This is a genomic window from Paraburkholderia acidiphila, from assembly GCF_009789655.1.
GTDB lineage: Bacteria > Pseudomonadota > Gammaproteobacteria > Burkholderiales > Burkholderiaceae > Paraburkholderia > Paraburkholderia acidiphila.
The window spans coordinates 628,901-640,863 of record NZ_CP046912.1 but is presented as its reverse complement, the minus strand read 5'-3'; the positions used below and the strand labels follow the sequence as shown (position 1 = coordinate 640,863).

10 protein-coding genes are annotated in these 11,963 nt (G+C 65.1%); 2 read left to right on the top strand and 8 right to left on the bottom strand.

All coding sequences use genetic code 11. The features are described 5' to 3' along the window. The first annotated feature begins 320 nt into the window (after positions 1-320). A complete protein-coding gene (katG, locus tag FAZ97_RS33075; protein WP_158763376.1) occupies positions 321-2,495 on the top strand; it encodes a catalase/peroxidase HPI in 2,175 nt (724 codons plus the stop codon). A 124-nt stretch (positions 2,496-2,619) separates the two neighbouring features. On the opposite strand, the gene FAZ97_RS33070 is transcribed toward katG, so the two are convergent. From FAZ97_RS33070 to FAZ97_RS33060, 3 genes are read right to left on the bottom strand one after another with little or no spacing between them, the layout of a single operon-like run. Continuing rightward, the gene (locus FAZ97_RS33070; RefSeq protein ID WP_158762972.1) at positions 2,620-3,000 is read right to left on the bottom strand and encodes a cupin domain-containing protein; all 381 of its coding nucleotides are present in this window, start codon (positions 2,998-3,000) and stop codon (positions 2,620-2,622) included. A 57-nt stretch (positions 3,001-3,057) separates the two neighbouring features. Continuing rightward, on the bottom strand, positions 3,058-3,924 hold the full coding sequence (locus FAZ97_RS33065) for an AraC family transcriptional regulator (RefSeq protein WP_158762971.1): 867 nt from the start codon (positions 3,922-3,924) through the stop codon (positions 3,058-3,060). 56 nt (positions 3,925-3,980) lie between these two features. Continuing rightward, positions 3,981-4,877 (bottom strand): LysR family transcriptional regulator, encoded by an 897-nt coding sequence (locus FAZ97_RS33060; protein ID WP_158762970.1) that lies wholly within the window; start codon positions 4,875-4,877, stop codon positions 3,981-3,983. An 83-nt stretch (positions 4,878-4,960) separates the two neighbouring features. On the opposite strand from FAZ97_RS33060, the gene FAZ97_RS33055 reads away from it, so the two are divergent. Beyond that, entirely contained in the window at positions 4,961-5,737 is a 777-nt protein-coding gene (locus FAZ97_RS33055; RefSeq protein WP_158762969.1) for an NAD(P)H-dependent oxidoreductase, read from the top strand. Positions 5,738-5,767: 30 nt separating this feature from the next. On the opposite strand, the gene FAZ97_RS33050 is transcribed toward FAZ97_RS33055, so the two are convergent. The 5 genes from FAZ97_RS33050 to FAZ97_RS33030 form a co-directional block, all read right to left on the bottom strand. After that, positions 5,768-6,763: a hypothetical protein gene (locus tag FAZ97_RS33050; RefSeq protein WP_233271942.1), complete on the bottom strand. Its 996-nt coding sequence runs from the start codon at positions 6,761-6,763 to the stop codon at positions 5,768-5,770. 109 nt (positions 6,764-6,872) lie between these two features. Continuing rightward, entirely contained in the window at positions 6,873-7,913 is a 1,041-nt protein-coding gene (locus FAZ97_RS33045; protein WP_158762968.1) for a DUF2955 domain-containing protein, read from the bottom strand. A gap of 9 nt (positions 7,914-7,922) precedes the next feature. Beyond that, positions 7,923-9,044, bottom strand: coding sequence for an HlyD family secretion protein (locus FAZ97_RS33040; RefSeq protein ID WP_158762967.1), 1,122 nt, complete (start codon positions 9,042-9,044; stop codon positions 7,923-7,925). Next, entirely contained in the window at positions 9,041-10,618 is a 1,578-nt protein-coding gene (locus tag FAZ97_RS33035) for a TolC family protein (RefSeq protein ID WP_158762966.1), read from the bottom strand. The genes FAZ97_RS33040 and FAZ97_RS33035 overlap by 4 nt, the downstream gene beginning before the upstream one ends. Before the next feature lie 16 nt (positions 10,619-10,634). Continuing rightward, positions 10,635-11,741, bottom strand: coding sequence for an AI-2E family transporter (locus FAZ97_RS33030; RefSeq protein ID WP_158762965.1), 1,107 nt, complete (start codon positions 11,739-11,741; stop codon positions 10,635-10,637). Positions 11,742-11,963: the final 222 nt, after the last annotated feature.

Below are 11,963 nucleotides of genomic sequence, written 5' to 3'. Positions count from 1 at the left end.
AGCAACGCGCGACGCTTCCAGAGATCGTGGTCCACCGCGCGCATCGATCGGCAGGCGCTCACTTCGGCAATCGCTCAGGGCTTGAGTTCGGCGCTCATCGGCACGACCACCAGCCGGTCCGCACGCACGACGATGCGGCCGCCGCGCGTATGCATACGCAATTCGCCTTTGACCACGATGAACGTTTCGTCGGTGTCGGCGTGGCTGCGCCGGAAATCGGCTATCGGCTATCGACTATCGGCCACATAGCGGCACTCAATTGGGGGCGTGTCATGAGTAACGTATATATTAAAGACCCCCCGCACGCGAATGGAGGAAACATGAGCTCGCCAATCGACACGCCCACCCCCGATTCTGCAAAATGTCCAGTTCACGCCGAACCCAAGCCCATAGCCGGTACCGGCACGGGAAACCTCGACTGGTGGCCTAACCAGCTACGCGTCGACCTGCTGAACCAGCATTCCAACCGCTCCAATCCGCTGGGCGAAAGCTTTGACTATCGCGAAGAGTTCAAGAAGCTCGACTACAGCGCGCTCAAGGCTGACCTCAAGGCCGTGCTGACCGATTCGCAGGAGTGGTGGCCGGCCGACTGGGGCAGCTACGCCGGCCTGTTCATCCGCATGGCCTGGCATAGCGCGGGTACGTACCGCATGGTGGATGGCCGTGGCGGCGCCGGTCGCGGCCAGCAGCGCTTCGCGCCGGTCAATTCATGGCCGGACAACGTGAGCCTCGACAAGGCGCGCCGGCTGCTGTGGCCGGTCAAGCAGAAGTACGGCCAGAAGATCTCGTGGGCCGACCTGATCGTGCTGGCCGGCAACGTGGCCCTCGAGAACGCCGGCTTTCGTACCTTTGGTTTCGCCGCCGGCCGCGAGGACGTGTGGGAACCGGATCTCGACGTGGACTGGGGCGATGAAAAGAAGTGGCTCACGCACCGCAATCCGGAGACGCTGGCGAAGAACCCGCTTTCCGCCACCGAGATGGGTCTGATCTACGTGAACCCGGAAGGGCCGAACGCCAGCGGCGATCCGGTATCGGCCGCGCCGGCCATTCGCGCCACGTTTGGAAACATGGCGATGGATGACGAGGAGATCGTCGCGCTGATCGCCGGTGGCCACACGCTCGGCAAGACGCACGGCGCCGGCCCGGCCACGAATGTGGGCGCCGACCCGGAAACCGCGCCGCTGGAAGCGCAAGGTCTTGGCTGGACCAGCAGCTACGGCTCGGGCGCGGGCGAGGATGCGATCACGTCCGGCATCGAAGTGATCTGGACACAAACGCCGACGCAGTGGAGCAACCACTTCTTCGAGAATCTCTTCAAGTACGAATGGGTGCAGACACGCAGCCCGGCCGGCGCGATTCAGTTCGAAGCGAAGGATGCGCCGGACATCATCCCCGACCCGTTCGACCCGTCGAAAAAGCGCAAGCCGACGATGCTGGTCACGGACCTCACGCTGCGCTTCGACCCCGCTTTCGAAAAGATCTCGCGCCGCTTCCACGCGGATCCGCAGGCCTTCAATGAGGCGTTCGCGCGCGCGTGGTTCAAGTTGACGCACCGCGATATGGGACCGAAGGCGCGCTATCTCGGCCCGGAAGTGCCGAAGGAAGACCTGCTCTGGCAAGATCCGCTGCCGGCACCCACGCACAATCCGGGCGCCGCCGACATCGCCGACCTGAAAGCGAAGATCGCCGGGTCCGGCCTGTCGGTCAGCGAACTGGTTTCGGTGGCGTGGGCATCGGCCTCGACGTTCCGTGGCGGCGACAAGCGCGGCGGAGCCAACGGGGCACGGCTCGCGCTGGCGCCGCAGAAGGACTGGGAAGTCAACAGGATCGCCGCCGCTGCGCTGCCGAAGCTGCAGGCCATCCAGCAGGCCTCCGGCAAGGCGTCGCTGGCCGACGTGATCGTTCTGGCCGGCGTGGTCGGGATCGAGCAGGCCGCCGCCGCCGCGGGCGTCAAGGTCGACGTGCCGTTTGCGGCGGGGCGGGTCGATGCCCGCCAGGACCAGACCGATGTCGAAGCGGTCGGACTTCTCGAACCGCTCGCCGACGGGTTCCGCAACTATCGCGGCGAGCAGGGCGGCGCCACGACCGAGGCCCGGCTGATCGACAAGGCCCAGCAACTCACGCTGACGCCGCCGGAACTGACCGTGCTGATCGGCGGACTGCGCGCATTGGGTGCCAATTTCGACGGCAGCCGCCACGGTGAGCTGACCGACCGCGCGGGCGTGCTCAGCAATGACTACTTCGTCAACCTGCTCGATATGCGCACCGAATGGAAGCCCGCCGATGGGACCGCCGAGTTGTTCGAAGGCCGCGACCGCAAGAGCGGCGAAGTGAAGTACACCGGCACCCGTGTCGATCTGCTGTTCGGCTCCAACGCCGTGCTGCGCGCGCTGGCCGAAGTGTATGCCAGCAGCGATGCCCAGCAGCGGTTCGTCAAGGACTTCGTCGCGGCGTGGACGAAGGTCATGAACCTGGATCGTTTCGATCTGGCCTGATGGTGGCGTGACGGTGGTCTGAAACCTGCCCCGGCATGCGGTTTATGCCGCACGCCGGGGCGCGCCTCGCCGCGTGGCCACACGCTTCGGCCAGGCGAGGCGCCATGTCGTCGTCAACGGGCGGTTACCGGCGCCACTGCTGGTCGATCGTCTTCGTCAGAGGCGACTCGACGTCGCCTGTGTGCTTCGTCTGTACGGGTTCGATCAGCACGATCCAGCACTCGTCGTCGGCTACCGGGTTGTGCAGCGTGCCGCGCGGCACCACGTGCATCGAACCGGCGGGCAAGTCGACCACACGCCCGCCTTCGTATTCGATCTTCAGATGCCCGCGCACGACGAAGAACAGTTCGTCCTCGTGCGCATGGTCGTGCCACACGAGTTGGCCGCGCACTTTCGCGACCTTCACATACTGATCGTTGACCTGCGCGACAATTTTCGGCGACCAATATTCGGACACGTCGCCGAACGCGGCTTCGAGAACGAACGATTCGGCAAATGGACTCATGGTTGCGGACCTCTTCCCAGGTTGATTCGACCGCAATAGCGGACGACCCGGCCGAGACTACGCCCCTGGGAGGCGCGTGTCTTGAACGATCGTGACGACGCGCTCCGACGCGCCACCCGCGATGCGTAACCAGCGCGCCGGCGCGATGCCGTAGGTCTTCGTGAAATGGCGCGTCATGTGGGCCTGGTCCGTGAACCCCGCGCAGGCCGCAACGTCGGCGAGCGGCATGCCGCGCAGCATCATCGTGCGCGCGGCGTCGAGACGCCGTTGCGTGAGGTAGCGATACGGGCTCGTGCCGTAGAACATGCGGAAGTCGCGCGAAAGGCTCCAGCGGTCGCGTCCCACGGCGTGCTCCAGCGCGCCGAGCGAAACGGCTTGCTGACACTGCGCGTCGAGGTACTCGCGGGCGCGCTGTGCGCTTGCGAAGTCGCCTTTTGAACGCGGCGGCGGCGTGCCTGCCACGGCGGCCAGCGCATGCGCCAGTTCCGCGAGCGCGTCGCTCTGCTCGAACGGGTCGATGCCTTGCGAGACCTGTTGCAGCAGCGCCTCGGTTGCCGCCCATAAACGGGGATCGTTCGTCACGCCGCCCTCGATGAAGGGCAGTGCGCGGCCGCCCAGCACTTGCTGGAACACAGCGGGCTGCACGTAGATCATGCGGTAGCGAAAGCCTTCGCCCGTGCCGGCCTGGCCGTCGTGCGGCTCGTCGGGATGCAGCACCATCGTGCGGCCCGGCAGGCTGTGGGTCGTGCCGCGCCGGTACTTGAAGCTCTGCACGCCCGCGAGCGTGCGGCCGATCGCATAGGTGTCGTGGCGATGCATCGCAAACGCCTTCCCCTGAAAGAAGGCTTCAATACGTTCTATGCCCGCAACGGGCTTGGCGCGCAGCAGCCAGTCGGCGCGGCGCTGGGGATCGATCGGATTCATGGTGGTTGTCTGGGTGCGGCGCCACCAGGATTGTGGCACACGCGCGCCTTAAGCCGCTACACGGCGCGGGCGATCTGCTCGCGCAGCCAGCGATGCGCGGAGTCGCGGTGCGAGCGCTCGTGCCAGAGCATGCACATTTCGTAGCCGGGCACCTCGATGGGCGGCTCGACCACGCGCAACGCCGCCTTCTCGCGCACGAGCCGCCACGGCAGCATGGCCACGAGGTCGCTGCGTTCGAGCACGGCAATGACGAAAAGAAAGTGCGGAACGGAGAGCACGACGCGCCGTGTGAGTCCGGCTTGCGCCAGCACTTCGTCGGTGACGCCGTGAAATCCGCCGCCATCGGGCGAGACGATCACGTGCTCGAGTGCGCAGAACTGCTTCGCGCCCGGACGGCGCTTGAGGCGCGGATGGTCCGCGCGGCCCGCAAGCACGTAGCGCTCGGTGAAGAGCGCACGCCGGCGCAGGTTCTCGGGTGCGTCGCTGGTGGTATGGAACGCCAGATCGATTTCGCCCTGCGCCGCCTGCTTCGCGACACGCGCAGGCGCGAGTTCCACCACGGCCAGGCGTGTGTTCGGCGCAGCCTCGCGCAAGCCACGCAGGGCCGGCAACGCAATGGTCGACTCGCCATAGTCGCTCGCGGCCACGCGCCAGGTGTCGCTGGCGCCCGCCGGATCGAACGGGCGCTCAGGCGCGAGCGCGCGCTCGAGCGATTCGAGCGCCTCGCGTAGCGGCTCGCGCAACGCGAGTGCGCGCGCCGTGGGCTGCATGCCGCGAGGTCCCGGCAGCAGCAGCGGATCGCCCAGGATCTCCCGCAGCTTCGCGAGATGCACGCTAACCGAGGGTTGCGAGAAGTTCAGGCGAAGCGCCGCGCGCGTGACGTTGTGCTCGGCGAGCAGCACATCGAGCGTGACGAGGAGGTTCAGGTCGAGGCTACGTAAATTAACGAGCATAATGGCTGGTATTTCCGCTATTCATTTCCACTATAGCAGCCGGGCAACTAAGCTGGTTCGTGTCAGACCACGGAGCCCTTGTCATGAATATCCTGCTTGTTTATGCCCATCCTGAACCGAAGTCGCTCAACGGCGCGCTCAGGGACTTTACCGTCGAGCGTCTAGAGGCGGCGGGTCACGCCGTTCAGGTGTCGGACCTCTACGCCATGAGCTGGAAAGCGACGCTCGATGCGCAGGACAGCCGCGAGCGCCGGGGCGACGCGCCGTTTCATCCGTCGCTCGATTCGAAGCATGCTTTCGAAAACGGCGTTCAGGCAGCGGACATCGCGCGAGAGCAGGAGCGGCTTGTGTGGGCCGATACGCTCATCCTGCAGTTTCCGCTCTGGTGGTTCTCCATGCCTGCCATCCTCAAGGGCTGGGTGGAGCGTGTTTTTGCGTACGGCTTCGCCTATGGCGTGGGCGAGCACTCCGATGTGCGGTGGGGAGACCGCTATGGCGAAGGCACGCTCGCCGGCAAGCGCGCGATGCTCGTCGTGACGATGGGCGGTTGGGCGTCGCACTACGGGCCGCGTGGCGTGAACGGGCCAATCGACGACATTCTCTTCCCGATCCATCATGGCGTGCTTTACTACCCGGGCTACGACGTGCTGCCGCCGTTTCTCGTGTACCGCACGGGGCGCATGGACGACGCGCGCTACGCGCAAACGCTCGACGCGCTCGGCAAGCGCCTCGATGCGCTGGCGCACACAGCGCCCATCGCGTTTCGCAAACAGAACGGCGGTGCATATGAAATTCCGGCGCTCACGCTGCGTGAAGACGTTGCGCCGGAACGCACGGGGTTTGCGGCGCATGTAGCTTGAACGATGCGGTCGTGAATATCGTTCGTCTTCCTAAAAGCTAACCGCCAGGCCAAACGAAACGCCGTGCACGTTGCGGCCAAACACATAGCGCACCATTGCCCGCGTACGGGTGATGATGATGGGATACGTGCTGCTGTCGAGTTCGAGACCCACGCCCAGCGACGTGAGTTCGTTGAAGCCGAGTACCCCGGCGCTGTCGCCAAAGTAGTGCGAGTAGGCGAACTCGAGCACGTAGCGTACCGGTTTGTCCAGCGCATGCCAGCCCGTTGGCGCGCGCCAGCGCGTCCAGAGGCTCACTTGCTGCGCCATGGCCGAGCCCTGGACGGCCTGTGCACTGCCGCCGAAGCTGCGCAGGTAAATATCGGTCGCGCGCAACTCCGCGTCGATCTCGTAGTTCTCGCGGTAATGCTCATAGTCGAGCATGAGCGAGCCGCCGTAGCCGTACGCGTCCAGATAGCCGTTGTTGAGGAACTGGAGATTGCTGTCCGTGACATGGTTGAACAACGTTTGTCCGACTCTCAGATCGCTGGAAACGCGTCCAATCGTGCCGTTTATAATCGGACGAAACACCAGCTCGTTGGTGATGCGGAAGTCCCAACCGAGCCCCACTGTGCCGCTGAAGGTATTCCACCTCGTGGGCAGCGTGCGCTGATCGGCACCGTCGGTCGCGATGAATGTCGGGTCGTAGCGGCTATAAGCGAGCGTTCCCTCCATGTACAAGGGGAACGTCCGGCTAAGCGTGAAGCCGCCGCCTAGCTGTGTCTGGCCGAAGCCGGGGTTGCCGGTGGCGCCGTTGTTGATCGAGAGCGAACTGGTGGTGACATCCGGAACCGTGGTGTAGGTCATGATGGCCAGCACGGCATCCGCATGCTGCTTGATGTTGCCGCCTATCACGGTCTGATTCGTCAGTTGGCCCGGTATGCTCTGCGCGTGCGTTTGCAAGGGCAGCACAGCCGCGAGCGCCGCCGCGCCAATCTTCACTAGCGCGATGCGCAGTTGCGGCCAACGGACGGTGGTGTTCGTCATGTTCGATCCTGCCGGGTCCCGATGCCCGATTGGGTCTGATTGCACCTGTTCGCTTAGCCTGCTCACACCCGATTACCCGCCTGGCGTGAGGCCTTCTGCACGCCGCGCTTCATGGTGTATTCCTCTCGAGCGATGCGCGGCCGCGCTGCGCGAACCGCTCGACGATCTGCAGCATCAGGCACGCGTAAGCCGTGACGGCAAGAAAGAGCGCCATGCGCACGGCGAATGCGCGGTAAACGTCCTTGCCAGCCACGCTATCCTGGACAGACTGACCCAGCAGAATGATCATGGTGACCAGGCTGTTCAGCCAGAAACCGGGCGAGTAGCGCGTCGGACGGATGCGATACAGCTTGCGTGCCACGAGCAAGCCGAACAGCAGCATCCACAGATAGAACATCCAGATATTCACGAAGAGCCTGAGCGCGAACCAGAACGCGACGGCGAGTAGCCCGCCGAGCGCCGTGGAGCCGAGCAACTCGCGCGCCGCGCCGCGTGCCGACGTAGTGCACGTTTGCCTGCCCAGGCTCACGGACTTCATGATGATCGGCATGTAGCTCGCGGGGTCGTTCATCGCCAGCAGCCAGGCGGGCATAACCACGAGTGCGGCCTGCAACGCGATGCGCGATGCCGTCTCCCGCTGCATGACGCGCGCCGCGGGTTTGGCGGGTACAGGTCCGGTCTCGGGAAACAGGGCGTGGCTCAGGATCGAAACGAGCACGGCGAGCAGCAGTCCTTTTACGAGCGCGCCGACCACCGTGGAGGCCAATTGCTGGTCGGCCACACCTGCGGCGGAAATCATCGTGAGACCCGCCGCGAGGAACGTCGCCACGAGGTTGTTGCCGCCGCGCAGGCCGGCGCGAAACGCAAGGAAGAGGCAAAGGCCGACGAGCAGCACGCCGGCGAACGGGTAATAGCGCAGCACAGGAACGAGCAACAGGCCGCTGCTCGTTGTGCCCGCAACGACCAGTGCGAGAGCAAACGCCGCTTTCAACGATAACGGCTGGTTCTGCGTGGCCAGCAGAAAGACGGCGAGGACCGGCGCCACCACAGGAATCGGCAAGTCGAGCGCGAAACTGGCGGCAAGGGTGAGCGCCGTGCCACTGGCGAGGCGCAGCGCGCGGCGGCCGGGAGGCGATGGGCGCGTTTGCATGGCGGCAGATCAGTAGAGGTAGGCGAGCCAGCTCATCACGCGCAGGAACACGCGGCCGAGCGGATTGAGCGGGTTGCCTGCACCCGGAAACGCCATCACTTCGGCCTGGCCGCCCACACGAACGTTGCGCAGCCGTGCGCGCTCGTCGTCGTCGAACTCGACGATCACGGGAAAGCGTTGCGCGGGCCGCAGCCAGTCGCGGCTGTTCTGCACGGTGGGCAGAGTGCCGGGCGGCGTGCTTTGGCCAACGCTTACGCCATAGCCGATGCTGCGGATGCGTCCCGCGAACACTTCGCCCGGCAGCGCGTCCAGTGCGATGGCGACGGGCGTGTCCGCATGCAAGTGGCCCAGATTGTTCTCCGTCATGTCCGCGCTGACCCAGACATCGTGAATGGCGATCAGTGTCATGACCGGATTGCCCGCCGCCGCGAACTGTCCGACCTCGGTGCGCAGGTCGGTGATGACGCCGCTCGAGCGCGCGCGAATGCGCGTATTCGCGAGATCGAGTTCGGCTTTTTCGAGCGCGCCGGCCGCGCTGCGCAACTGCGCATTTTCCGTTTCGTTGCCGCCTTGCTGCTCGCGCGCGCGCTCGACTTCGGCCCGGGCACTTTCGACCTGGCTTTGCGCCTGCTCGTGGGTGGCGCGCGCCACTTCGAGCCGGCGCAGCGAGACGGTGCCCTCGTCTTCGCGATACAGCCGTTCCAGCCGGTCGCTGTCCTGGCGTGCCTTGACTTCGTTGGCGAGGGCCGCACGCAAGGAGGCTTGCGCCGATTCGATACCGGCAGTGCTCGCACCGATCTGCCGCCGCGTGGATTCGAGGTCGGCGCGCGCGCGGTCGGCGGCGATGCGATATTGCGTATTGTCGATTTCGAACAGCACGTCGCCCGCGTTCACCTCCTGGTTGTTGTGCACGAGCACGCGCGTCACGCGTCCCGACACTTCGGCCGCAACGGGCACGACGTAGGCCGCTACACGCGCCTGCTGCGTATAGGGCGTGAAGCGGTCGGCGAGCAGGTACCAGATCAGGCTGATGGCGACAAGGATGACGATCCACTTGATCGCTTTGCCGGACGGATCGGAAGCCGGCGGCGGCGCCTGCGGCGTGCTCGAAGGATCGGACGCGCTGCTCATTGTGTCGGCCCCTCCGGTGGATTGCCGGGACGCCGCGCGGCAGAGGGTGGCGCCGGTTCGTCGAGCAGGTCGCCCCAGTCCGTGCGCCGCTGCATTTGCGCGCGCGTGGCGGGGTCGATGAGCGGTTGCGGTAGATCCCAGCCGCCATCCACGGCCTTGTACAGCGCGATCAGGCTGCTCACGGCGTTGCCGCGATTGACGACGAAAGCGTCCTGCTGCGCGGAAAGTGCGCGCTGCGCGTCGAGCACACGCTGAAAGTCCGAGTACCCTTCGCGGTAGATCGTATTGGCGAGCGTGAGCGAGCGCTGTGCTGCGCCTTGCGCGTCGTGCAGGATCGTATCGCGCTGCAGTGCCGCGCTCAGCGCCGTAGCGGCGTCGTCGGCCTCGCGCGCCGCTTCGCGCACCGTTTCCTGATACGCCACGATCAACTGCTGCAAGCGCGCGTCCTGCACGCGCACGTTGTTCGTAATGCGCCCGTGGTCGAACACGTTCCAGGTGATGCTCGGGCCGCCCACCACGGCAAGCGTGTTCGGCGCACCGGCAAGCGAACTGGCGCTCCACACGAGCGAGCCGACGAGGGAAATCGACGGGTACAGATCGGCCTTCGCCACGCCGATCAGCGCCGATTGCGCGGCCATCTGTTGCTCCGCCGCGCGCACATCCGGGCGACGCAGCAACAGCTTCGCGGGCACATCCTGAAGCACGGCACGGTTGACGAGCGGGACGAAGCCAGCTTTGGCCGGCTGTGCGTCGAGCTCCGGCAGCGGGCCCGGCGGGCGCCCAAGCAGCACGCAGAGCGCGTGGCGCGCCACGGCGATCTGGCTCTCGAAAACGGGAATACTGCTCAGCGTGCCGAGGTACTGAGTTTTCGCTTGCTGGAGATCGAGCTCGTCGGTTTCGCCACTCTTGAAGAGCTTTTGCGTGATGTCGTAGCTGCGTTTTTGCAATTGCGCGTTCTCGCGTGCAATACGCAAGCGTGCTTCGGTCGTGCGCAGCGTGAAATAGGTGTCCGCGACTTGCGCGTGAATGAGCACGAGTGCGTCTTCGCGGTTGTCCTGGGCGGCGAAGAACGAGGCGTCGGCTGATTCGATCGCGCGGCTGAAGCGGCCCCAGAAGTCCAGCTCCCAGCCAATGCTGAAACCCAGGCCGTACTGAAAGTACGCACCCGAACGCGGGTCGAAACCATCGTGGCGCTTGCGCGCAGAGGCCAGCACGTCGGCGTTGGCCTGCTGCACCTGAGGATAACGGCCCGCGAGCGCGATGCCCAGCTGGGCACGCGCTTCGATCACGCGCAATGCCGCGATTTTCAGGTCGCCGTTGTCGGCATCGGCCGCGGCAATCAGCTGTTCGAGGTTGTCGTCGCCGAAGACGCGCCACCATTGCCGCGCGTCGGGCGGCTCACTGGGTTGAGCAGCGATCACCGTGACCTGATCGATCGACGCGCTGCTCCAATGCTCTGTCCAGCTTTCGTGTTGCGGCTGGAAGTCGGGGCCCACATGCATGCACGCGTTCAGCAGCGTGCAGATGCAACAGGCACCGAGCGGGAGCCAGTGCGGGCGCTCGCAGAGGAACACAGCGCGTCCTCGCGGCTCAAGCCTGCTGCTCTTCTCGTGTGCGTTCGGGTTGAGGCTGGTCTTTCACCCAACGCCAGAACAGTTGATAGCCAACGGCGAGCATCACGGGTCCGATGAACAGGCCGATCACGCCACCCGTGACCATGCCGCCAATCGCGCCGATCAATACCACGGGCATCGGCACGGCCACGCCGCGGCCAAGCAGCAAGGGCTTGAGCACGTTGTCGGCGAGACCTGCAACGAACTCGTAGACGGAGAAGACGATCGTCGCTGTGCTCACACCCTGTGTCATGATCACGAAGATGATGACGGGCACAGTGATGAGCGTGGCAGGCAACTGCATGATGCCGATCAGCAGCACGGCCAACGCGAGCAGGCCCGCGCCGGGAATGCCCATCACGATGAAGCCAACGCCGATCAACACCATCTGGATGAACGCGATCCCCACCACGCCTTGAGCGACGGCGCGTATCGTTGCCGTGCAAAGGTCGGCGATCTGCGGGCCGTTTTCCGGGCCGGAAATGCGCGAGGCGATCAACACCGTGCTGCGGTGGCCGTTGTCGCCGTGCGCCATGAGAATGCCCGCAATGATCAGGGATACGAAGAAAACGAGCAATGCGGCGCCCAGGCCGGTGAGCGTGCCGAGCAGCGCGAGACCGGCCGCCTTCAGTTGCGGCGCGAACCGCTGCACGAGACCGGTGATGTCGGTCGACGCCTGCATCCAGAAGTCGTATACGCGCTGGCCGACAATGGGCCAGTGAGCGATCGAGCCGTCGGGCGGCGGAATATGAAACGTCCCGCTCTTCGCAACGCTGATGACATGGTCGATCGAATCGGCCACGGCGACGCCCAGCAGCCAGGTTGGCGCGAGGATCACGCCGAACGCCACGAGAATGATGAGCGAGGCGATGACTCCATCTTTGTGAGGGAAGCTACGCTGCAGCTTCACTTGCAGCGGATAAAGCGTGACCGCGAGAATCACGGACCAGACCATGAGGTCGAGGAACGGGGCGAAGATGCGAAAGCAAAACATCGCCAGGACGGCAATCAGCGCGGCGCGGATCAGGACATCGAGCAAATCCCGGGACTGCGCCTTTGGCGTTGACGTAGTGGGCAACAGCATGGTCTGTCTCTCCTATGGCCTGACGCGCAACGCAGGCGCGCCCTGGCTCCTTTTGCGTTCCGGCGAGGGCCGCCAGAACTCCAGGTAGTACGAGAAACTGTCCGCGGACGTTGCGTTCATTCCCTGCATGATCCCGTCACCGGGCGCACAACTACACGATGTTTGCAGTCGCCTGTGAGTTGTGCGCAACGCGCTGTCGAATGGAGTCTATTACACGTGATG

What these genes read in the sequence shown, in the direction of transcription:
- FAZ97_RS33055 (WP_158762969.1), top strand. Translation starts at nt 4,961, where the DNA reads ATGAATATCCTGCTTGTTTATGCCCATCCTGAACCGAAGTCGCTCAAC.
- katG (WP_158763376.1), top strand. Translation starts at nt 321, where the DNA reads ATGAGCTCGCCAATCGACACGCCCACCCCCGATTCTGCAAAATGTCCA.
- FAZ97_RS33060 (WP_158762970.1), bottom strand. Translation starts at nt 4,877, where the DNA reads ATGCTCGTTAATTTACGTAGCCTCGACCTGAACCTCCTCGTCACGCTC.
- FAZ97_RS33070 (WP_158762972.1), bottom strand. Translation starts at nt 3,000, where the DNA reads ATGAGTCCATTTGCCGAATCGTTCGTTCTCGAAGCCGCGTTCGGCGAC.
- FAZ97_RS33045 (WP_158762968.1), bottom strand. Translation starts at nt 7,913, where the DNA reads ATGCAAACGCGCCCATCGCCTCCCGGCCGCCGCGCGCTGCGCCTCGCC.
- FAZ97_RS33065 (WP_158762971.1), bottom strand. Translation starts at nt 3,924, where the DNA reads ATGAATCCGATCGATCCCCAGCGCCGCGCCGACTGGCTGCTGCGCGCC.
- FAZ97_RS33030 (WP_158762965.1), bottom strand. Translation starts at nt 11,741, where the DNA reads ATGCTGTTGCCCACTACGTCAACGCCAAAGGCGCAGTCCCGGGATTTG.
- FAZ97_RS33050 (WP_233271942.1), bottom strand. Translation starts at nt 6,763, where the DNA reads ATGACGAACACCACCGTCCGTTGGCCGCAACTGCGCATCGCGCTAGTG.
- FAZ97_RS33040 (WP_158762967.1), bottom strand. Translation starts at nt 9,044, where the DNA reads ATGAGCAGCGCGTCCGATCCTTCGAGCACGCCGCAGGCGCCGCCGCCG.